The following is a 22,091-nucleotide window of genomic DNA, read 5'->3' as shown; positions in this document are numbered from 1 at the left end:
CGCGGCAGTAAAGAAGGTGCATGTGTCATGGCACTCCAAGGGGCTCGGCGGGCCGCCGCCCCCCTACCCACCAGGCACCGGACCGGCGGACCGGCAGACGGTGTCGCGGGAACCGGCCTATCAGTCGCTCCGCCGTACCCACCGCCGGTTCGGCGTCCGGGCCACCGCACTGGCCGTCGGCGGATTCCTCCTGTACGTCCTGCTGTCCAGCTTCCTGCCCGCCCTGATGAACACCTCCCTGAGCGGCCACCTCACGATCGGCCTGGCCCTGGGCCTCGGACAGTTCGTGCTGATGGGTGTCATCGCGTGGCGGTACCTCGTGCACATGCGCACCCACGTCACCCCGGTCGTCCGCGGACTGCGCGGCCTGGCCCGCCACCACGGGAGCACACACCGCGAGCGCGCGGCCTTCGAGGCGCGCACCGCCCCCCGCGGTGAGGAGTTCCGCCCGTGGTGACACTCGGCGCCTCCGTCACGGACCGCCTCAGCCTGCAACTGACGTTCGTGCTCTTCCTGTCGGTCGTCGTCGTGACCCTGTTCACCGCGTTGCTGACCGCACCCCAACGCGACGAGATCGGCGAGTTCTACCTCGGCAACCGCGCCATGTCCCCGCTGCGCAACGGGCTGGCGATGTGCGGGGACTACCTGTCGGCCGCGACGCTCCTGGGCAGCACCGGCCTGGTCGCCCTGACCGGATACGACGGACTGCTCTACCTGTGCGGCACCGCGGTCGCCTGGATGATGGTCCTGCTGCTGATCGCCGAGCCCCTGCGCAACACGGGCAAGTTCACCCTCGGCGACACCCTGGCGGTGCGCCTGTCGCGGATGCAGCGGCCGGTCCGGCTCGCCCTGGCGCTGTGCACGCTGGTCATCACCACCCTCTACCTGGTCGCCCAACTCGTCGGCAGCGTCGCCCTGTTGACGCAGTTCACCGGTGAGCCGAGCGTTGCCACCCGCACCCTGTGCGTCGTCGTCATCGGTACCATTGTCATCGTCTACGCCGCCATCGGAGGCATGCCGGGAGCCACCTTCATCCAGGTCATCAAGGCGGTCATGCTCATCTCCGGCGTCACCGTGACCGCGGTGATGGTGCTCCACCGTTTCGACTGGAACTTCCAGAACCTGCTCGCCGCCGCCGCCGACAACAGCGGGCAGGGAGCACGGTTCCTGGAGCCCGGGCTCCGCTACGGCGCCGGCGTCACCAGCAAACTCGACTTCTTCAGCCTCCAGTTGGCCATCGTGCTCGGCCTCGCGGCCCTCCCGCACGTGATGATGAGGCTGCTCGCCCCGAAGTCGGTCGACGTCCTGCGCACCTCGGTGGTGTGGGCCATGGGCCTGGTCAGTCTCGTCTGCCTGGCGGCCGGCGTCCTCGGACTCGGCGCGGCCGCCGCCCTGGGCAGCGACACCATCGCGCAGAAGGACCGCACGGGCAACGCCGCCGTGCTCCTGCTGGCGCACGAACTGGGCGGCGCCGTCCTGACCGCCCTGCTGTCCTGCCTCGCCTTCGTCACCCTGCTCGCGGTCGCCGCGGGCCTCACCCTGGCCGCCGCCTCCTCCCTCGCCCACGACCTCTACGGCGAGGTGATCCGCAAGGGCAGGGCCACCGAGACGGAGGAGCTGGCCGTGGCCCGCCTCGCTGCGGCCGTCATCGGCATCCTAGGCATGCTGCTCGCCCTCATCTCCTGGGGCGCCAACTCCGCGACCCTCGCCTTCCTGGCCTTCGCCATCGCCGCGTCCGCGATCCTCCCCACCCTCGTCTACAGCCTCTTCTGGCGGCGCTTCACCGCGCAGGGCGCCCTCCTCAGCCTCTGCGGGGGTCTGCTCTGCTCCGTCCTGCTCGTCGTGTTCTCCCCGGTCGTCTCCTCCGCGCCCGCCTCGTTCTACCCGGACGCCGATTTCGCCTGGTTTCCCTTGCAGAATCCCGGAATCGTCTCCATCCCGGCCGGCTTCGCCCTCGGCTGGCTCGGTTCGATACTCAGCCGTCCCGAAACAAAGGAGACATACGAGGACTTCGAAGTGCGCGCCCTTGTCGGTGCCGACTAGCCGATTTCCTCCCGCCTTCCGGAAAACGTGTGACGAATGCGTGGATATTTCGTCGACAGCGGATCACGGCTTGCGGCGACAACTCCCGTGCAGTAATTAGGTGATGCATGAACTTGTTCAACCGTGGCACCCCGTTCCGTCGCGCCGACCGCACGGAACCCGCCGCCGACGCCCAGCCCCCCACCGGGTCGTCGGCCACTGCCACAGCCGTCCTCCCGGACCCCGGAATGGCGGCCCTGACCGGGGAATGGGCCATCGACCCCGCCCACAGCAGGATCGGATTCTCCGTACGCCACGCCATGGTCACCACCGTGCGCGGAGCGTTCCTGGAGTACCAGAGCCGTCTGTACTTCGACGGCCGCGACCCGTCCCGCTCGCAGGCGGAGATCATCATCTCCACCGGCAGCGTCGACACCGGCGTGGAACAGCGGGACGGCCACCTCGTGGGCCGTGACTTCCTGGACGCCGCGGCCTATCCGCGCATGCGGTTCGCCAGCACCGCCGTCGAGGTCGCAGGCCCCGACGTGTACCGCATGACCGGCGACCTCACCATCAAGGCGACCACGCGCCCCGTCCTCCTGGAACTCACCTACATAGGCCATGTCACCGACCCCTTCGGCTACCAACGGGCCGGCTTCGACGGCACCACCACCATCAACCGCTCCGACTGGGGCCTGACCTACAGCACCAAGCTCGCCGAGGGCGGTGCCATGGTCAGCGAGAAAGTACGCCTCCAGTTCGACATCGCCGCGATCCGCACGCCCCCCGTCGGCTGACCGGCCCCACCGCCGCACCGAGCGGGCCACGAACTCCCCCGAGGCAGTGGCCCGCTACGGCGTCCCAGGACCGCCTACCGCCCCCGCACGAGCCCCGCCAGGTAACGCCACAGGGACGAACGCGGCCGTACCGCGTTCTCGTAGGCCTGGGCGGGACCGGCCGTGGCGGGCCGGGCCGGGGGAGGGGGCACCGGCAGCGCGGGCGCGTCCGAAAGCGTGTACCGCACCGGCAGCGACCGCAGTCCCCGCATGAAGGGCGAGGACCGCCACGGCAGTTGGTCGACGGGCAGCGACAACTCCATCCCGGACAGCCGCTCGAAGAGCCTGCTCACCCCGATCGCCGCCGCGCCACCGGCCAGTTCCCGGGCCGGACACTGCCGTGGCCCGGCACCCCAGGACAGATGCGCCCGCGTGCTGATGGTCGACTCGGGGCAGACCTTCTCGGCGAACGCCGGGTCCGCGTGCGCGGCACCGACCGACACCCACACCGGATCGCCCGCCGCGACGGTGTACCCGCCGAGCCGCATGTCGGCCACCGGGAACCTCGGGACGAAGTTGATCAGCGGCGGCTTCTGCATCACCACCCGGTTCATGGTCTCCCTGATCAGCCCCGCGGACAGACCGGCGCTCGGGGGGAGGTTCCCGGTGATGACCTCGACGACGGTGTTGGAGATCAGGATGCCGACGTGGTCCGAGGTCATCCCCAGCAGCATCATCAGCTCGCGCGACAACTCCTCGACGCTCAGGCCGGGATGGGAGGCGAGCAGATAGGAGGGGAAGTCGTCGCCGGGCTCCTTCATCTTCAGTTCGCCCAGCTCCGACAGCGTCGCCAGCAGCCGCTCCAGCGCGGGCCCCGCGTCCGGTCCCGCGTCCAGCACCCGCCACATGTCCATCAGCGCGTCGTCGTGCTGCGAGCCCGGGAAGCCGAGCAGATGACTGGCGACCATCAGCGGCAACGGCCGCGAGAACTGCGCCGACAGATCCGCCCACCCGGTACGGCCGCCCTGGGTGAACAGGGTGATCAGCTCGTCGGCGTCACGGGTGATGCGCGCCTTGAGCTGCTTGGCCACGGGGTGCCGGGGGTCCTGGAACGGCCGCAGCGCGGTGTCCCAGGCCACCTTCAGGCCGCGGTACCCCTCACCGCCCTGGATCAGGATGTGGTTGACGTCCAGCGACGGCGCCAGCGGCCAGTCCGCCGGCAGCCGGCCCTCCCTGCGCGCCCGCCAGTTCTCCAGCCCCTTCGGCCATGCGTGGTCGTCACGGAGAACCTCCAGCGACTCCTCGTAGCCCAGCACGAGCCAGACGGGCACGCCCAGCAGATCGACCGGCGCGACCGGACCGTGGGTCCGCCGCAGACGCTCGTACACGATCGCCGGATCGCGTTCGTAGTCGCGGGTCATGAGCGGCTCGAGGCTCATCGACTCCAGCGACCCGTGATCGGCTGGCGCGCCGCTGTTCAGTTGAACCCCCATGGCTTCCTTCCCTCGATCAGGCGTACCACAGGGTAATGTCACCCGCTGCGGTGCCCCCATGGCGGGGGGTGATTGCCGACCCGATCCTTTGGAACGTGACAGGAACGACGGACGGCACCGCCCGGGGGTGGTGCCGTCCTGGTCCAAGTCGGCTGTTATGGGGTCCACTTGATGTTCGGGTTCACATTGCCGGTCCAGTTGAAGACGGCCATGTTGTCCCAGCCGTTGCCGCTGTTGTTGATGTCGGCCGGGTTCCACCCGTTGCCGGTCACCGCGTACCAGGTCGGCTCCCAGTAGAAGACCCCGATCGCGCCGTTGCTGCGCGCGGCGTTCTGCACGGCGGTGAAGTTGTCCGCCTGCCCCTGCCACGAGAGCGGATAGCCCGAGCAGCCGGTGGTGATGGAGTTGGTGGTGCTGTCCGCGTTGGCCGAGGTGAACGGGTAGGCCGTCTCGGCGATGATCACGTCCTTGCCGTAGCGGGACTTGACGTCGGCCACCACGCTGCCCATGTTGGCGATCGTGCCGTGCCAGGGGCAGTAGTAGGACAGCCCGGTGATGTCCCAGTTGACGCCCTTGGCCTTGATGCCGTCGTAGAACCAGCGGGCGTTGGCGTCACTGTCGGCGTCGGCGGTGTGGATGATCACCTGGGTGCCGCTGTTGCATGCCTTGGTCGCGTTGTAGCCGGACTTGAGCAGCAGGCTGAGGTTGGTGAAGTCGTTGTTGACGACCTTGCCCTCGTTCCACAGCATGCCGACGTTGATCTCGTTGCCGATCTGCACGCTGTCCGGGGTGGTGCCCTGCGACTTGAGGCTGTTGCAGACGTCGTACGTGTAGTTGTAGACGTCGGTCTGCAGCTGGCTGATGGTGTGGCCGGCCCAGGCGGCGGGCTTGTTCTGGTTGCCGGGGTCGGCCCAGGTGTCGGAGTAGTGGAAGTCGACCAGCAGCTTCAGACCCTTGGCCTTCACCTGCTTCGCGTACGACAGCACCTTGGCCTTGTTGTTGTAGCCGCTGGCGGGGTTGTTCCACACCCGCAGGCGGACGTAGTTGACGCCGAGGCCCTTGAGGATGTCCAGCGGGTCCTTGGCGGTGCCGCTCGCGTCGTAATACTTGGCGCCGAGGTCGAGGGCGCGCTGGGCGGTCGACACGTCGGCACCGCGCATGGTGAGCGAACCGGCCGCGGAGGCGGTGGTGGGCGTGGTGAGCAGGGATGCGGGCAGAGCGAGTGCGGCCAACAGCATGGCGGCCTTCACGATGCGGCGCGGACCGTTCACGGTCATCCCGACCTCCTTTGATCGAGACGGCGCTAAGTCGGGGCTGGCCTGACATGCGCATGTAGGGATGGGTCTGTGAACGATCACAGTAGGAGAGGTCGAGGGCACTGTAAATACGTGTGTCAGCTGTATTTCATCGAGGTTAGAAGCCCAGATGGCGTGCTGGTCGAATGTGTACGTACACAGAAACCGTCGCCAAGGGCACCTGGCCGCCACTTCCGACTCTTCATGTGCGGTATGCGTGTCACGCATAGCCGGTGCGTTCGGAGTGGTAGGTTCCACGCCATGCGGATGACGCTTGACGAGCGGGTGCGATCGGCGGTGGCAGCCCTCCTGCACGCGACCGGGGAGTCGCAGACGGAACTGGCCGGCGCCCTGGGTGTGAGCCAGGCTCAGGTGAGCCGCCGTCAGTCCGGCACCGCCGCCTGGAGCCTGGCGGACTGCGACGCCGTCGCCGCGCACTACGGCATCGACCCGCTCGACCTCCTTGCCGGACCCACCCGGGCCACCGAGACCCTTCCCGTGCCGCGCCGCCGGGTCCCCGGCCGCGCTGTCGACGCCGCGCGCTCCGCCGCCGTCCAGGACGGAGGAGCCCGATGACCGGCTTCGACGCGATCGACGCCCTGCTCGCCGAGGCCAGGCAGGAGGTCCCGCTGCCATCCGTCGAGGAACGGCGCGCCCTGCGCGAGGAACTGAACGTCTCCCGCGCCCAGCTCGCGAAGGTCCTGAACGTCAGCGCGTCGACGGTGGGGGGCTGGGAGTCGGGACGGGAGCCGAGCGGGCAAGTACGCGAGAAATACGCCTACTTCCTCGACGGAGCCCGGACGAAGCTGGCGGCAGCGGCCGAGGAGCCCATGGGCGCCGTCGAGGACGCGGACGACGAACCCGACGAGGCGGAGGACCAGGAGGACGCCGACCGGGACGGGATTCTGGACGACGTCGACGAGCTGTCCGACCCGCAGCCCTGTGTCCTGTGCGGGCAACCGGCCCGCCATCAGGTCGAGGGGTTCCCCCAGCACCTCGACCCCGCCGAGTGCGGCACGGGCGAACCCGCACAGCCGGCGGTTCCCGAGCCCGCCGCCCGACGGCAGCCGCGCCGGCCGGCCACCGCCGACTCCCCGGCCCGCGGCGTGAAGGTCGTACCCGTGGGCCGCCGAGTGCAGCAGGCCGACACCCCGGACCTGATCGGCTCCGCCGTCGCGGCCGCCCTCGACCAGCATTCGGGCGACGTGGAGGCGGCGACCGCCGCGCTGGTCAAACGGGCGATCCCGGACGCGATGGCGCTGCTCGACCACACCCGCAAAGGCGGCCGGTACGACGTCGTCGCGCACCCCTGGCTGCCCGACGTCCTCCGCAAGCAGACCGCGCGCGGCGCCGACGAGATCTGGGAGGCCCGCCCCAAGTGGACCAGGCCCGAACTCCCGCCCGGTGCACACGAGGTGACCGCGCTGGACGTCAACGGCGCCTACCTGTCCGCGCTCAAGACGCATCTGCCGCTCGGGCAGCTGGAGCACTCCACCGGCGACGCCCACGACCGCCGCCGCGCCGGCGTCCACCTGATCACCCCGTCCGCCTGGGAGCACGACGCCTACCTGCCGAACCCGCTCGGCAGCCGCGACGAGCCGGGCCCGCTGTGGGTGACCGAGCCGACCCTGCGCCTGCTGCTGCGACTGGCGGGCCCCCGGTACGGGCTGTGCGACCCTCCCGAGATCCACGAGTCCTGGACCTCGGGCGCCACGGAGAACCTCCTGGAGAAGTTCCGCATCACCCTCAAGGACGCCCGTGACCGAGCGATCGCCGAGGACGACGAGGTGACCCTGGAATACGTCAAGGCCATGTACAGCAAGTTCGTCTCCACGATGGGGGAGTCGAACTACAACCGGGAGCTGTACCGCGCCGACTGGATGCACCTGATCCGCTCCCAGGCGTTCGTCAACCTGTGGTGGAAGGCGCATCGGGCCTACGACGAGGGCCTGACGGTGGTCCGCGCCATGGGCACCGACGAACTGCACGTGAGCGGTGACTGGCGTGCGGTGTTCGCCGAGGGACGGGGTGTCACCGAGGTGAAGGTGAAGGACACTTACACCGTCGGCACCACCGCGGAGGACGCGTGAGCCGGCGTGGCTGTAGCCTCTGGGTGACCTGCGACGCAGGTCAGCGAGCATCCTCCCATCAGCGGCAGACGTAAGGAGACGGGGTGCCGGAGCGGAACATCGAGTTCGGGAAGTACGGGGCCCGGGGCATCAGGGGACACGAGGCCGTGGCCCACCGGCTCGACGCGCTCGCCACGTTCATCGCCACCCCGATCACCACCCGGCGCGGCCTGCTGGCCCGGCTGCACTACCTCACCCGCACCGAGCACTCCCGCGCCACCGCCCGCGAGGCGGGCCTCACCGTCACGGACCGCACGCTCAAGGCGTGGTTGGAGGAACGGCGCAGCCCCTCGAAGCGGAACCTGGAGAAGATCGAGAGCGCGTACCGCACCGTGCGCCGGCAGAATGTCGCGCGCTATCTGCTCGTACGCCTCACCCGCGAAGGGCGGGGCACCCGCGTCGAGTTCCACCCGCTCAACCAGAGCCAGGTACCCCGGCCGCACCAGCGCGCGATCGAGTACCGCACCCTGAACGTCCGTCACTGGGACCGCATCGTGCGGGCCTGGGCCGCGGGCGACGACTCCGCGCTCGACGAGGCGTGGGTCAACGACGTCGTGGTGGATCTCGGCAGCCAGTGGGGAGAGTACGAGTTCGTCACCGCGATCGGGTTCGCCGCCTGAAGCACCGCGGGCAGGATGACCACCATGGTCGACAACCCGAGCACCTTCCACCACCGCCTCGTGGAACAACCGCGCCTTACCGGCCTGACCCTGGCGCCCGACGGCACCCGCCTGGTCGCGTCCGTGCAGCGCCTCGGCGACGAGGGCACCCGGTACGTGTCGGAGCTGTGGGAGGTGGACCCGGCCGGGGAGCGCGAGTCCCACCCCGTGACCGGGTCCGTCCAGGGCGACCGGGCCCCGGTGTTCACCGCCGGCACCCTGTTGTTTCTCTCCGACCGGGAGACCCACGAGTCGTCGGGAGCGTCACTGTGGGCTCTCTCCGACCACGGTGAGGCCGAGAGGATGGTGCACCACCCCGGCGGTGTCACCGCGTTCACCGCCGCCGCCCACTCCAGCACGCTCGCCTACTCGGCCGCCCTGATCCCCGGCACCGAGGACGCCCGGACACACGGCGACCTCCTAGGGAAGCGTCGCCGGTCCGCCGTCAGCGCCGTCCTGCACGAAACGACCCCCACCCGCGCCGACGGCGTGGACCTCGGCCCCGGCGAACCGCACACCTTCCTCCTCCACCCGGACGCCCCGCCGGTCGACGCCGGCGGCCAAGGCCTCGCAGGCGCCGGGGACATGGCCCTCTCACCGGACGCCATGGTGGTCGCCTACACCCGGGCCCCGACCGGCACCGCCCCCGACACGAACACCGTGGTGATCGCCGACGCGGCCACCGGCAAGGAACGCCACGCCCTCTCCCGCCCGGGCCACCTGTACCACCGCCCGGTGTTCACCGCCGACGGCACCCGCCTGATCTGCCAACGCCAGAAAGAGGAGACGTACGACAGCGAGTGGCGGGTCACTGTCGTGGCCTTCGACCCCGGCTCCGGCGAGGAGACCGACCTCCTGCCGGACTTCGACAACTGGCCCTGGCCGGGAACGGCGATCCCCTCGCCGATACCCGGGGACGCCACCCTGTGGTTCACCGGCGACGAACGCGGCCACTGCCCGGTCTTCCGCCGCGACCCGGACGGCACGGTCACCCGTCTCACCGCCTCCGGCGCCTACACCTCCCTCTGCGTGACGCCCGACGGCGCCACGCTGTACGCACTGCGCAGCACCCTCGACAGCCCACCGCAGGCGGTCCGCCTGGACGCCACCAGGACCGGCCAACACCCCGTCCCCCTCAAGCCGATCGGCGACCTCGGCCCCCTCCCCGGCACCCTGACCGAGGTGCACACGACCGCGGACGACGGCTTCCCGCTGCGCGCCTGGCTCGTCCTGCCCGAGGGCGCCGGAGCCGGACACCCGGTACCTCTCCTCGTCGAGGTGCACGGCGGGCCCCAGGGGTCCTGGAGCGCCTGGCCCTGGCAGTGGAACCCCTGGCCGTTCGCGGCCCGCGGCTACGCCGTCCTGCTGCCCGACCCGGCCCTGTCCAGCGGATACGGGCAACGCATGCAGGAACGGGGCCGCGGCAGCTACGGCGGCCGGCCCTACACCGACGTCATCGCCCTGACCGACGCCGCCCTGGAGCGCGCCGACCTCGACACGACCCGGACGGCCCTCGCAGGATGGTCCTTCGGCGGCTACCTCGCCAACCGCACCGCGACCCTCACCGACCGCTTCCGGGCCCTCGTCTCGCACGCCGGGATGTGGAACCTGGAGGCCTTCCAGGGCGACACCGACATGCACCCGTACTTCCGGAAGATCTACGGTGACCCGCGCATCCGGCGCGAACGGTACGACGCCGACTCACCCCACCTCGACGTGGCGAACCTGACGACGCCGATGCTGGTCGTGCACGGCGGCGAGGACTACCGGGTACCGGTCGGCCAGTCCCTGGCCCTGCACCACGATCTCCAACGCCAGGGCGTGCCCGCCAAGTTCCTGTACTTCCCGGACGAGAGCCACGGCGTCGAGGCCCCGAACCACCTGGGCCTGCTGTACGAAACGGCGCTGAACTTCCTCGACCACCATGTCAGGGGTCAGGAGTGGCGGCGACCACCGCTCCTGTGACCTCGGCCCGCCGGGTTCACCAGCTGATTCCAGCCGCGACCGGCAGATGGTCGCTGCCGGTGGCCGGCAGGACCCACGAGCTCTCCGGCCGCACACCGCGCACCAGGATCTGGTCGATCCGCGCCACCGGGAACGTCGCCGGCCAGCTGAAGCCGAAACCGTCCCCGGCCGCGTCCTGGACCGAGCGCAGCCGGGAGGTGATGCCGGCGAACGCGCGGTCGTCCGTGGTGCCGTTCAGGTCGCCGAGCAGCACCACCCGCTCGTTCCGCTCGGCGGCCAGGGCCTTGCCGAGGTCGTCGGCGCCCGCGTCCCGCTGACTGGTCCAGAAACCGTTCCTCGGCATGACCCGCACGGACCCCAGATGGGCCACGTACACGGCCAGCGGCCCCTGGTCCGTGGCCACCGTGGTGCGCAGCGCCCGGGGCGTGGCGGCCCTCTCCTCGGCCGACAGGTTCGCCGCCAGTGGGCCGGCCATGCCCAGCATCGCGACGTCCACCGTCCGGGTCCCCGACAGCGGCAGCCTGCTCCACAGCCCGACCGTGCCCCTGACCACGTGGTACCGGTACGCCTGTGCCAGCTCCTTCGCGTAGGTGGCCTCGGCCTGCGGGGTGATCTCCTCCAGGGCCAGCAGGTCCGCCCCCGAGGCGGCCAGGTCGCGGGCGGTACCGGCCGGGTCCGGGTTGTCGGCGCCGACGTTGTGGCTGACCACGACGAGGTCGCCGCCCGAGTGGGACTTGTCGACGAGCAGCCCGCCGAAGAGGTTCAGCCACACGACGGTCGGCAGCAGCAGCGCGGCCACCGCGGAGGCGGAGCGGCGCCACAGGGCCCCGGCGAGGAGCACCGGGACGAACAGGCCGAACCACGGCAGGAACGTCTCCACCAGACTGCCGAGGCCCCCGACGTCCGTGATCCACGCGTGCAGCAGCATGAGCAGGCCCAGCAGCAGTCCCAGCGCCGCGAGCACCGGGCCGCGCTTCCACGCTCCCGGCCGGGAGGCGACGCGGACCACCCGGCGGATGCCCGCGCGCCGGGTCCCGGCTCCGGAGGCCCGGCGGCCGTCGTCGTGCTGCCCGGGCTCGGCCGTGTCCACCTGCGTCATCGCCTGTCCCCGTTCACCGCTGGTCACTGGCGCGTCCTGGGGTCCTGGGCGGGGTCGGCACACCTTCGCGGGCAGCCGTGAGAGACCGCTTCGGGGCATCGCCCGCGGCATCGGTCGCAGCCCTGGGGAGGGTTTGGCGTCGCTCGTGGTGAGCGTGGGGTCTGAGGCATACCGGCAGTCAAGGCGGCGTGGTGTTGCCGGCTCGTATGCGGTTTTCGATATGTCGACGATATGCGTCGGCTCGTAGCATCGACGCCATGCGTGTGCTGATCGTCGAGGACGAGCCTTATCTGGCGGAAGCCATCCGCGACGGCCTGCGCCTGGAGGCCATCGCCGCCGACCTCGCCGGTGACGGCGACACCGCTCTGGAACTGCTGAGCGTCCACGCCTACGACATCGCCGTCCTCGACCGCGATGTCCCCGGACCCTCCGGTGACGAGATCGCCGAACGCATCGTCGCATCCGGCAGCGGCATGCCGATCCTCATGCTCACCGCGGCCGACCGTCTCGACGACAAGGCCTCCGGATTCGCACTCGGCGCCGACGACTACCTCACGAAACCGTTCGAACTCCGGGAACTCGCGCTGCGGCTCAGAGCGCTCGACCGCAGACGCGCCCACAACAGGCCTCCGGTGCGGGAGATCGCCGGTCTGCGTCTGGACCCGTTCCGCAGGGAGGTCTACCGGGACGGCCGTTACGTCGCGCTGACCAGGAAGCAGTTCGCCGTACTGGAGGTCCTGGTCGCCGCCGAGGGCGGTGTCGTCAGCGCCGAAGTCCTTCTGGAACGCGCGTGGGACGAGAACGCCGACCCGTTCACCAACGCCGTGCGCATCACCGTCTCGGCACTGCGCAAACGCCTCGGCGAACCCTGGATCATCACCACCGTGCCAGGTGTCGGCTACCGCATCGACACGCAACCGGAGGCCGGACACGAAGGAGGGAGCCGTGGATAGAGCGCCCGGGTTGAGCGTCCGCCTCAAACTCACCCTCAGCTACGCCGGATTCCTCATGCTCGCCGGTGTCCTGCTGCTCGCAGCCGTATGGATCTTCCTCCTCCGTTACGTCCCCGACCGCGCGATGCTGATCAACCCCGATGACAGACCGACGGGTGGTGTCTTCCCCATCCGGTCCGCCCTCCTGGAGGTCTTCGCTCCGAGGGCAGCCGTGGTGATGGTGTTCCTGCTGGTGTTCGGCCTCGTCGGAGGGTGGATCCTCGCCGGCCGCATGCTCGCTCCCCTGACCCACATCAAGGACGCCACCCGCGCAGCCGCCGACGGATCGCTCTCCCACCGGATCCGGCTGCGGGGCCGCACCGACGAATTCCGTGAACTCGCCGACAGCTTCGACGCGATGCTCGCCCGGCTCGAAGCACACGTGGCCGAACAGCGGAGATTCGCGGCCAACGCCTCGCACGAGTTGCGCACCCCGCTGGCGGTCTCCAAGTCGCTTCTCGACGTCGCCCGCGCCGATCCGCACCACGACGCCGGTGAACTCGTCGAGCGCCTCCACGTCGTCAACTCCCGCGCGATCGACCTCACCGAGGCACTGCTCCTGGTCAGCCGCGCCGAACAGCGCTCCTTCACCCGGGAACAGGTCGACCTGTCCCTCATGGCGGAAGAAGCCGTCGAGACGCTTCTCCCCCTCGCGGAAAAGCACGGCGTCACCCTGGAGACCCGCGGCGACATCACTCCCACGACCGGATCGCCGGCGCTCCTGCAGCAGCTGACCACGAACCTCGTGCACAACGCGATCGTCCACAACCTGCCCGAACAGGGCACCGTGTGGATCACTACCGGCGTCCGCCCCGAGGCGGTGGTGCTCACGGTGGAGAACACCGGCGAGATCCTCACCCCGGCCCTGGCCTCGACCCTCACCGAACCGTTCCAGCGCGGCACGCAACGCGTACGCACCGACCACGAGGGTGTCGGCCTGGGCCTGGCCATCGTCAACACCATCACGCACGCGCACGACGGAACACTCACCCTCACCGCGCGCCCCGCCGGCGGGATCCGCGTCACCGTGGAACTCCCTGTGACCCCTCCGGGACCGACGCGCCGCCACCCCGGTGAATCCTCGCGGCCGACCTGAGTCAGCCGGCCGCTTCGACGTACGACGCCAGGTTGGCCAGCGAGGAGGCGATCCCGGCCTCGTGAGCCGCCTGGTCGATGCCGGGCGGCACGTCACTGGCGGTGACGCTCACCTCGGTCCCGTCACCGGCGGCGGCGAAATGCCAGGTCATCGTCATGGTGCCCGCGAACGACGGATCGTCGGACTCGAACACCGCCCGCTGCACCACACGCTCCGACGGCACCAGGTCGACGAACCCGACGTCGACGACATCCGTCGCATCCGAGGTCTTGCCGGGGCCACCGGTGGGGTCGAGGTAGGTGAGGACCATCCTGAACCCGCCACCAGGCCGGGGATCCCACCGCTCGACCCGCCCGCGCATGCCGTCCGGCGGCAGCCAGGCCTCAAGGGCGTCGCGGTCCAGGAGGGCGCCGTAGACGGCCGCCGGTGGTGCCGCGATCACCCGGTCGGCGCGATCGGTCCTGTGCATGGTCCGATCCTAGGACCGGGCTGCCTCCGGCACGTGGTTCCGATGGACGCAAGCCCGGAGCTGCCACGGCGTGCGGAACCCGGTTGGGTGCCGGGTTCGTGGGTGCACGGCCGGAGGGCCCCCGGTCTGGTGGGCGTGGCCAGGTCGAGCATGTCGGGCACATCGGCCGCACCCAGGTCGACCACGTCGAGGGCCGCGGGGACGCGAGGTGTCGCAGGCGGGCCCTGGGCAGATGGCGCGCGTTCCCTCACGGGCGCTCCCATGTGTCCGACGCAGGTCGCAGCCTCAGCGTGAGGATCTGGAACGGCCGTAGCGTCAACCGGACCTCTCCGCCCTCCTGCCGGTGACTCGACGGGTCGTCCAGCGGGCGCTCCAGCAGATCGGTCACGATGGCCGAGGCCAGGGGGAACCCGGTGGTGAGAGTGGCCGTGGCGCGGGTGCCGCGGGACTCGTAGAGGCGCACGATCACGTCCCCGCTGCGGTCGTCGGCGAGCTTGACCGCCTCCACGACGACCCCGGCGTGGTCCACCGAGACCAGCGGGGCGACCGTCGCGCTGCCGGGCACCGTCCGCTCGGGCAGGTTGAAGCGGTATCCCTCGCGCCGTGCGTCGGACACGTCGGCGCCGATCACCAGTCCGTAACCGAGCCGGTGCGTGCCCTGGTCCTGGTCGGGGTCGGGGAAGCGGGCGGCGCGCAGCAGGGAGAGCCGGACCGTGGTGGTCGTACAGCCGTCGGGCCGGACGTCGCGGGTGACGTCGTGGCCGTAGGAGGAGTCGTTGACCAGGGCGGCTCCCCAGTCGGGCTCGCCGACGTGCAGGAAGCGATGGGCGCACGTCTCGAACTTGGCCGCGTCCCAGCTGGTGTTGGTGTGCGTCGGCCGCTCGACGTGTCCGAAGGGGATCTCGGCCGTCGAGTGGGCCGCCCGGACGTCCAGCGGGAAGGCGGCCTTGAGGAACTTCTCCCGTTCCCGCCAGTCGACGACGGTGTCGATCACCAGCCGGCGTGAACCGGCCGGGAGTGTCAGGGTCTGCTCGATCCTCGACGCGCCGAACACCCGGACCACCCGCACCGCGTCGCCGGTCGCCGTGACGGACTCGGCGTCGGTGAGATCGCGGACCGTGTTGCGGTAGAAGACGTCGACGTCCCAGGCGTCCCACTGGTTGGGGAAGTCCTGGTGGAGCTGGAGCAGGTTGCCGACCGCCCCGGGCGCCAGGGCCTCCCGGTCGGCCGTGTGATCGTAGGCGGACGTGATCAGACCGTCGGCGTCCACCACGATCCGCACCAGACCGTTGTCCAGGACGAACCCGTCCCCGTCCGGTACCGGCGTCACCGGAGCGTCGACGGCTTCGGAGCGAGGGCCCGCGCTGAACGCCGCGACACCACCCCGGGCATGCGGCGCGGAGTTGAAGACGACCGTGCCTCCAGGTTCCCCGGCCAACGCGCCCTGTGCCGCTCCGATCAGCTCCTCCAGCTCCCGGGCCACGGCCGCGTACGTCTCCTCCGCCTCCCGGTGCACCCACGCGATCGACGTGCCGGGCAGGATGTCGTGGAACTGGTGCAGCAGCACCGTCTTCCACAGCCGGTCCAGCGCCTCGTACGGATACGGGGACCCGTGCCGTACGGCCGCGGTCGCCGCCCACAACTCGGCCTCGCGCAGCAGGTGTTCGCTGCGCCGGTTGCCCTGTTTGGTGGCGAGCTGGCTGGTGAGGGTGCCGCGGTGGAACTCCAGATAGAGCTCCCCGGACCACACGGGTGCGCCGCCGTTGGCCTCGTACTCGTCGTGCGCGCGCCGGAAGAAGTCCGCGGGGCCTTCGACGTCGATGCGCGCCGAGCCCTCCAGGTCCCTGAACCGTTCGGCGCGGGCGAGCATCTCACGGGTGGGGCCGCCGCCGCCGTCGCCGTAGCCGAAGGGGATCAGGGAGTGGTTGGCGCCGGCCTTGTCCTGGAAGTTCCGCACGCTGTGAGCGATGTCGGCGCCGGACAGCTCGCCGTTGTAGCTGTCGACGGGCGGGAAGTGGCTGAAGATCCGGGTGCCGTCGATGCCCTCCCACCAGAACGTGTGGTGCGGGAACTTGTTGGTGGTGTTCCAGGACATCTTCTGCGTCAGGAACCACTTCACACCGGCCAGCTTCATCAACTGCGGCAGGGCCGCGTTGTAGCCGAAGGTGTCCGGCAGCCACATCTCCTCGGTCTCGACGCCGAACTCCTCCAGGAAGAACCGCTTCCCGTGCACGAACTGGCGCACCAGGGCCTCGCCGCCGCTGATGTTGGTGTCGGGCTCCACCCACAGGCTGCCGGTCGGCAGGAACTGCCCGGTCTTGGCCTTCTCCTGCGCCCGCGCGTACACCTCGGGCCGGTGTTCCTTCAGCCAGGCGAGCTGCTGCGCCTGGGACATGACGAACCTGAACTCCGGGTGGTCGTCCATGAGTTGGGTGACGTTGGAGACGGTGCGGGCCACCTTGCGGACGGTCTCGCGCAGCGGCCACAGCCAGGCGGTGTCGATGTGCGCGTGCCCCACCGCCGAGATCCGGTGCGCGCTCGCGTGCGCGGGAGACGCCAGTACGGGAGCGAGAACGGCACGGGCGGCGGCCGCGCTGCCGCTGACGTCCTGCAGGTCGATCGCGTCGAGGGCCAGCTCGACGGCCCGCAGGATCTGCCAGCGGCGCGGATCGTCGGGAGACAGCTCGGGCATCAGCTGCCCCAGCACCTCCATGTCCTGCACGAGTTCGTGGACCTCCCGGTCGAACACGGCGAGGTCCAGGCGCCGCAGCCGGTACAGGGCCTCTCCGGGGTCCGCGGCCGGGTCGCCCAGCCACGGCGCCCGTCCGCCGACGGACGTGGGCCCGAAGACGAGCTCGCCGGGAGCGGTGTGCATCACGACCGGGTTGGCCGCGGCCTCGACGAAGGCCACGAACTCCTCACCGCCCACAGCTTGTTCGGCCACCGGCAGCCAGGTGTTGCGCGGGTTGAGCGCCTTCACGGCGGTGCCGTCGGCCCGGTAGACCAGTCCTTCCGCGGAGAAGCCCGCGGAGTGGGTGGCGAACCCGAGATCCAGCACGGCCTCGACGGTCGCACCGGCCCACTCGGCCGGAATCGTCCCGCTGACCCTGAACCAGCTCGTCGACCAGGCGGGCCCCCACGGCTCGCCGACCCGGGACGGCCGGTAGGGAGCGGCCAGCCCCTCACGGACCGGCACCGGCTCGCCGGGAACGCTCCAGATCTCCACGTCGAGGGGGACGGACCGGGCGTGGACGGCGGGCCGGATCCGCTCGTCGAGCACACGGGCCAGCCGCTGTTCGGTGACTTCACGGTCGTTGTGCATCAGGTGTCTTTCTCCGTGTGACGTACGAGGCGGGGGGAGTTCGGCCCTGCGACGCCGAGGTCAGCCCTTCAGGGCCCCGCCGAGCGCGAAGCCGCCGCCCAGCTTGCGGGCCAGCAGCAGATACAGCAGGACGACGGGCATGGAGTAGAGGAGAGAGAACGCCGACAATTGTCCGTACTGCGTCTGGTCATGGGCGCTGAGGAACGTGAACACGCTGACGGACGCGGGGAGTTTCTCCGGTGAGAGCAGCAGGATGAAGGGGACGAAGAAGTTCCCCCACATGCCGATGAAGGTGAAGATGGTGACCACGACGACACCGGGTCGCATCAGCGGCAGTACCACCCGCCACAGCACCTGCATGGTGTTGGCGCCGTCGATGCGGGCGGCCTCCTCCAGGACGAGCGGGACGCCGTCCATGAAGTTCTTCATCAGCCAGATACCGAAGGGCAGTGCGGACGCGGCCAGGAACAGGGTCGTGCCGGGCATCGAGTCGATCAGGTTGACCTGCACGAACATGCTGTAGACCGGGATCATCACGGCGGTGATGGGCAGACCGGTGGAGAACAGGATCGTGTACAGGAACGGCCGCCGCACCCGGGACCGGTAGCGGGACAGCGGGTAGGCGGCGAGCACCGACGCCACCACGGTCACGGCAGTGCCGAAGCCGCACAGCAGCAGGCTGTTGAGCATCGGCCGGTAGGTGGTGTCGACGTTCAGGACCGCGTCGAAGTTGTCGAGGGTCAGCGACGAAGGCCACGTGAGCCGGAAGGAGTTGGTGTCGCTCACCGACGCGAGCACCATCCACAGCAGGGGCAGGACGTACAGCACGGACACGGCGAGCAGGACGAGATTGACCGTGACGCGCCCCGGACGGATCCGGCGCCCCCGTGGACGACCGGACGCCGTAGGGACCTTGGTGACGGTCTCGGGGGGAGTCATGGCGACGGCGGCCATCAGTCGTCCTCCAGTTTCAGCAGCCGGATGTACACGACGGAGAACAGGGCGCCGACCACCAGCAGGACGAGGGCGATGGCGGTGCCGTAACCGATCAGACTGTTCTGGAAGGCCTGTTGGTACATGAAGATCGGCAGGGTCTCGCTCTTGTTGCCCGGGCCGCCGCGGGTCATGGTGTAGATCAGCCCGAAGACGGAGAGCGTCTGCAGCGTGATCAGCATCAGGTTGGTCAGGATCGAGGGCCTGATGACCGGCAGGACGACCCGCCACAGTCGTTGCCAGGGGCCCGCGCCGTCCATCTCCGCGGCCTCCACCAGTTCCTGGGGGACGTCGTTGATGGCCGCGGTGAAGACCATCAGGGAGAACGCGGTGCCGCGCCACACGTTGGCCAGGCACACCGCGAGGATCGGCATCGTGTACAGCCAGTTCTGGTCCGGCAGATGCAGCGCGTCCAGCAGCGAGTTGAGCGAGCCCTGGTCGTAGAAGAAGGCGTACATCAGATAGCCGGCGACCACCTCCGGCAGCACCCAGGCGGCGATGACCACACCGTTGACCAGGGACCGTACCGGCTTGGTGGCCTTCTGCATCAGGACGGCCAGCGCGAGCCCGAGGGTGTTCTGGCCGACCACGGCGGAACCGACCACGAAGAGCAGGGTCAGCCACATCGCGTTGAGGAAGTCCGTGTCCTTGAACGCCCTGGTGAAGTTGTCGACCCCGACGAAGTGGGTGCCGGAGGCGCCGGTGAGCTGCATGTCGGTGAACGCGTAGTACACGCAGTACGCGATCGGACCGGCCAGGAACACGGCCAGCAGGAACACGGCCGGGACCGTCGGCAGGCCGCGCAGCAGCGTCCGGACGGCCGGAGCGGGCACCCCGCGGGACCGGCGGTCGTGACCACCGGTCCCGTGAGGCGCCGGAGCGAGAGCGGTCACGAAGAGCCCTCCACGGTCTTGTCGCCGCCCACCGCCGCCTTGACATCGTTATCGAACGTCGAGGCGGCCTTGTCGACGGAGGCCTGACCGGTGGTCACGGACTCCATGGCCTTCTGGATCGCGGTCGAGACCTGGTTGTAGGCGGGCAGCCCGGGACGGTAGTGGGTGTCGGCGACCAGCTCGGTGAAGAACTTGTTGGTCGGCACGGACTTCAGGTAGGCCGGGTCCGAGGCCACGTCGGTGCGCACCGCGATGTTGGCGTTGGTGGCGTTCCACTGGGCGGCGTTGGTCTTCGTCTGCAGTGTGGTCGACAGGAACTTCCACGCGAGATCGGGGTTGCCCGCCTTCGCGGGGATCGACCACGCCCACCCGCCGGACATGCTGGTACGGCCGGGTGCCTGGCCGTTCTGTGTCGGCATGGCCGCGGTGCCCATCACCGACTGCCACTCGTTCCACGGCTTGGCCGCCGCGGAACTCCAGTTGTTGGGCATCCAGGAGCCGTCGATGTCGATCGCCAGCTTGCCCTCGGGGATCAGCTCCGTGCCCACGGCGGTACCGAAGTTGGCGCCGAGCGCCTGCTCCTTGGACGGGCCGAGCCCCTGGCCGTACACGGTGTGCACGAAGTCCAGCGCGTCCTTGAAGCCCTGGCTGCCCACGACCCACTTCTTCTGCGAGGCGTCGTAGAGCGACTTGTCGCCGGCCGGGGTGCCGTAGAGCAGCATCTCGAAGCCCTGCATGGAGGAGGCCTCACCGCCCGCCTGGCCGGTGTACAGGTTGAGCGGGGTCACGTCGGGCAGCTTCGCCTTGATCTTCCTGGCGACGGCGATCACGTCGGCCCAGGTCTTCGGCTGCCAGGGCACCGCGACCCCGGCCTTCTGGAGGAGCTGCTTGTTGTACCAGATCCCGCGGGTGTCGGTGTCGTCCGGGACGGCGTAGACCTTGCCGTCGGAGGCTCCGGTCACCGCGCCCTTCGCGGCCTTGGCGTACTGCGTCCAGTCGGCCCACTTCGCGGTGTAGGTGTCCAGCGGCTTGAGGTAGCCGCCCGCGATGTCGGAGTTGATGAGCGCGGTGTCCTCGTAGACCAGGTCGGGCGCCGTCGCGGGGGAGCGCATCATGAGCTGGATCTTGGTGTAGTAGTCGTTCTCGGAGGCGGTCACCGGCACAAGATTGACCTTGGTGCCCGGATTGGCCTTGGTGAACTGCTTCACCATCGTGGCGAGGAAGTTGGCCTGGAGCTTGTTCGTGCTGTCCAGGTTCTGCCAGTAGACGACCTTGATGGACTTGGCCGAGCTGCCTGACGAGCCCGAACCGCAGGCGGTCAGGGCCAGGGCGGTGGCGGCGGTGAAGGCCGCGGCGGTGACGATTCTCGAGCGCACAGTGGTTCCTCCGGGACGCGAAACCTGAGGGGAAGCCGCGAGTTCTTGGGGCCGGGAGACCAGGTCGGACGGCGGTTCCACGCTCGGCGCCGCGCTGCGCTGACTGGCCGGGGGGCCGGATTTTATGGGCGTCAGCTAAATCCATTTGATGGATGAAGTCAATGCTTCGAGTATGTAAACTTTCATCCGTCGGAGGGCTCGTCGAAGCCCTTCGAGGGGGGAGTGCGGCTGACGTGAGGGGACCAGGTGACCGACAGGTGACGATGCTCAGCGGGACGAACCTGCCACGGGTGGGCGGCTACAACCAGGCCGTCGTCCTGGACGCCATCCGCACCACCGGACAGGTGAGCCGGGTCGAACTCGCCGCCCTCACCGGCCTGACCAACCAGACCGTCTCCAATGTCGTCCGCAAGCTCCTCGACGCCGGCCTGGTGGCGGAATCCGGCCAGGCCCCGTCCAGTGGCGGCAAGCGCCGCACCCTGCTGACTATCCGGGCCGACGGCGCCTGCGCGGTCGGCGTCCACCTGGACCCCGACGCGGCGGTCATCGTGGTGGTCGACCTGGCCGGCGAGGTGATCGGCAGCCGCCGCCTGCGGCTCACCGACCCCGGCGACCCTGCCGACGTCGTGGACCGGATCGCCCGTGCGACCGGGCGGCTCCTGGACCGCAGTGCCGTGGACCGCACCCGCCTGCTCGGCCTAGGCATCGCCGCGCCGGGCCCGCTCGACGGCACCACCGGGGCAGTCGTCTCCCCGCCGAACTTCCCCGGCTGGGGCCGCGTCCCCCTCGTGGACATGTTCGCCGAGGCCACCGGCCTGCCCGTGGCCCTCGACAACGACGCCACCGCCGCCGCCATCGGCGAGCGCTGGATCGGCGGCGCCGACCGCGCGGGCAGCTTCCTGTTCATCTACCTCGGCACTGGTGTGGGTGCCGGCATCGTCCTCAACAACACCGTCCTGCACGGTGATTCGGGCAACGCAGGCGAGTTCGGCCATATGGCCGTGGAGCCCGGCGACCGCGTCTGCCACTGCGGTGCCATGGACTGCCTCGGCCCGTACGTCAGCCCGGCCGCGATCATCGACGACCTGCTGCGCCTGCACGGCCGGTCCGCCGCCGACCGCATCGGCCTCACCGGCGCCCCGGACTCGGTCCACGACGACTGGAAGATCCTGCGCCGCGCCGTCCGCGCGGGCGACCCCGACGCCTGCGATGTCGTACGCCGCGCCGCGCGCCGTATCGGTGAGGCGGCCCGGGGCGCGGCCAGCCTTCTCGACGTCAGCCGGGTCGTCCTCGGCGGCGAGGCGCTGCGCGGCATCGAGCCGATCATCCGTGAGGAGGTCGAGGCCGCCGTCAACCGCACCTCCGTCGCCCGTACGATCCGTGCGGTCACCGTCGAACAGAGCGTGATCGGCGAGACGGTGGGCGCGGTCGGGGCGGCCTCGCTGGTGCTGCACGGGAACTACGCGCCGGGGTGGCGGATGCTGACGGACGTGCCGGGCTGACCGGGGTCCA

At 70.0% G+C, this 22,091-nt stretch carries 18 protein-coding genes; 10 read left to right on the top strand and 8 right to left on the bottom strand.

What is annotated here, in order from left to right; all coding sequences use genetic code 11:
• Positions 1-22: 22 nt before the first annotated feature.
• From ACZ48Z_RS15775 to ACZ48Z_RS15765, 3 genes are all read left to right on the top strand, one after another.
• Complete coding sequence (locus tag ACZ48Z_RS15775; protein ID WP_468736400.1) at positions 23-457, top strand: DUF485 domain-containing protein; 435 nt, start codon at positions 23-25, stop codon at positions 455-457.
• Entirely contained in the window at positions 451-2,043 is a 1,593-nt protein-coding gene (locus ACZ48Z_RS15770; RefSeq protein ID WP_468736399.1) for a solute symporter family protein, read from the top strand. Before ACZ48Z_RS15775 ends, ACZ48Z_RS15770 begins: the two co-directional genes overlap by 7 nt.
• 107 nt (positions 2,044-2,150) lie before the next feature.
• Positions 2,151-2,819 (top strand): YceI family protein, encoded by a 669-nt coding sequence (locus tag ACZ48Z_RS15765; protein ID WP_468736398.1) that lies wholly within the window; start codon positions 2,151-2,153, stop codon positions 2,817-2,819.
• A 74-nt stretch (positions 2,820-2,893) separates the two neighbouring features.
• Here the strand turns inward: ACZ48Z_RS15765 and ACZ48Z_RS15760 are convergent, their stop codons facing one another.
• Both ACZ48Z_RS15760 and ACZ48Z_RS15755 read right to left on the bottom strand, forming a co-directional pair.
• Positions 2,894-4,291, bottom strand: coding sequence for a cytochrome P450 family protein (locus ACZ48Z_RS15760; RefSeq protein ID WP_468736397.1), 1,398 nt, complete (start codon positions 4,289-4,291; stop codon positions 2,894-2,896).
• Between the two features lie 155 nt (positions 4,292-4,446).
• Positions 4,447-5,568: a glycoside hydrolase family 53 protein gene (locus ACZ48Z_RS15755; RefSeq protein WP_468736396.1), complete on the bottom strand. Its 1,122-nt coding sequence runs from the start codon at positions 5,566-5,568 to the stop codon at positions 4,447-4,449.
• A gap of 279 nt (positions 5,569-5,847) precedes the next feature.
• Here ACZ48Z_RS15755 and ACZ48Z_RS15750 point away from each other — a divergent pair, with 279 nt between their 5' ends.
• The 4 genes from ACZ48Z_RS15750 (at position 5,848) to ACZ48Z_RS15735 (ending at position 10,339) form a co-directional block, all read left to right on the top strand.
• Positions 5,848-6,162: a helix-turn-helix domain-containing protein gene (locus tag ACZ48Z_RS15750; protein ID WP_468736395.1), complete on the top strand. Its 315-nt coding sequence runs from the start codon at positions 5,848-5,850 to the stop codon at positions 6,160-6,162.
• Entirely contained in the window at positions 6,159-7,676 is a 1,518-nt protein-coding gene (locus ACZ48Z_RS15745; RefSeq protein WP_468736394.1) for a helix-turn-helix domain-containing protein, read from the top strand. The genes ACZ48Z_RS15750 and ACZ48Z_RS15745 overlap by 4 nt, the downstream gene beginning before the upstream one ends.
• An 83-nt stretch (positions 7,677-7,759) precedes the next feature.
• Positions 7,760-8,335 carry a transcriptional regulator gene (locus ACZ48Z_RS15740; protein WP_468736393.1) on the top strand — a complete coding sequence of 192 codons (576 nt, stop codon included), beginning with the start codon at positions 7,760-7,762 and terminating at the stop codon, positions 8,333-8,335.
• A 15-nt stretch (positions 8,336-8,350) separates the two neighbouring features.
• The gene (locus ACZ48Z_RS15735) at positions 8,351-10,339 is read left to right on the top strand and encodes an alpha/beta hydrolase family protein (protein WP_468736392.1); all 1,989 of its coding nucleotides are present in this window, start codon (positions 8,351-8,353) and stop codon (positions 10,337-10,339) included.
• Between the two features lie 16 nt (positions 10,340-10,355).
• On the opposite strand, the gene ACZ48Z_RS15730 is transcribed toward ACZ48Z_RS15735, so the two are convergent.
• Positions 10,356-11,438: an endonuclease/exonuclease/phosphatase family protein gene (locus ACZ48Z_RS15730; RefSeq protein ID WP_468736391.1), complete on the bottom strand. Its 1,083-nt coding sequence runs from the start codon at positions 11,436-11,438 to the stop codon at positions 10,356-10,358.
• Between the two features lie 257 nt (positions 11,439-11,695).
• On the opposite strand from ACZ48Z_RS15730, the gene ACZ48Z_RS15725 reads away from it, so the two are divergent.
• Together ACZ48Z_RS15725 and ACZ48Z_RS15720 are read left to right on the top strand one after the other, a co-directional pair.
• Entirely contained in the window at positions 11,696-12,391 is a 696-nt protein-coding gene (locus ACZ48Z_RS15725; RefSeq protein ID WP_468736390.1) for a response regulator transcription factor, read from the top strand.
• A complete protein-coding gene (locus ACZ48Z_RS15720) occupies positions 12,384-13,526 on the top strand; it encodes a sensor histidine kinase (RefSeq protein WP_468736389.1) in 1,143 nt (380 codons plus the stop codon). The genes ACZ48Z_RS15725 and ACZ48Z_RS15720 overlap by 8 nt, the downstream gene beginning before the upstream one ends.
• Before the next feature lies 1 nt (position 13,527).
• On the opposite strand, the gene ACZ48Z_RS15715 is transcribed toward ACZ48Z_RS15720, so the two are convergent.
• The 5 genes from ACZ48Z_RS15715 to ACZ48Z_RS15695 form a co-directional block, all read right to left on the bottom strand.
• On the bottom strand, positions 13,528-13,995 hold the full coding sequence (locus ACZ48Z_RS15715) for an SRPBCC family protein (protein WP_468736388.1): 468 nt from the start codon (positions 13,993-13,995) through the stop codon (positions 13,528-13,530).
• 247 nt (positions 13,996-14,242) lie between these two features.
• Complete coding sequence (locus ACZ48Z_RS15710) at positions 14,243-17,317, bottom strand: alpha-mannosidase (protein ID WP_468736387.1); 3,075 nt, start codon at positions 17,315-17,317, stop codon at positions 14,243-14,245.
• Between the two features lie 60 nt (positions 17,318-17,377).
• A complete protein-coding gene (locus tag ACZ48Z_RS15705; RefSeq protein WP_468736386.1) occupies positions 17,378-18,271 on the bottom strand; it encodes a carbohydrate ABC transporter permease in 894 nt (297 codons plus the stop codon).
• Complete coding sequence (locus ACZ48Z_RS15700) at positions 18,271-19,203, bottom strand: carbohydrate ABC transporter permease (protein WP_468736385.1); 933 nt, start codon at positions 19,201-19,203, stop codon at positions 18,271-18,273. Before ACZ48Z_RS15700 ends, ACZ48Z_RS15705 begins: the two co-directional genes overlap by 1 nt.
• Positions 19,200-20,579, bottom strand: coding sequence for an extracellular solute-binding protein (locus tag ACZ48Z_RS15695; RefSeq protein ID WP_468736384.1), 1,380 nt, complete (start codon positions 20,577-20,579; stop codon positions 19,200-19,202). The genes ACZ48Z_RS15700 and ACZ48Z_RS15695 overlap by 4 nt, the downstream gene beginning before the upstream one ends.
• Positions 20,580-20,842: 263 nt before the next feature.
• On the opposite strand from ACZ48Z_RS15695, the gene ACZ48Z_RS15690 reads away from it, so the two are divergent.
• Positions 20,843-22,081, top strand: a complete 1,239-nt coding sequence (locus ACZ48Z_RS15690; protein WP_468736627.1) for an ROK family transcriptional regulator — start codon at positions 20,843-20,845, stop codon at positions 22,079-22,081.
• The last annotated feature ends 10 nt before the right edge of the window (positions 22,082-22,091 follow it).

This window comes from Streptomyces sp. NPDC031225 (assembly GCF_055570355.1).
Note: the sequence above shows the minus strand (reverse complement) of the source record. Positions and strands in the feature narration are given on the sequence as shown.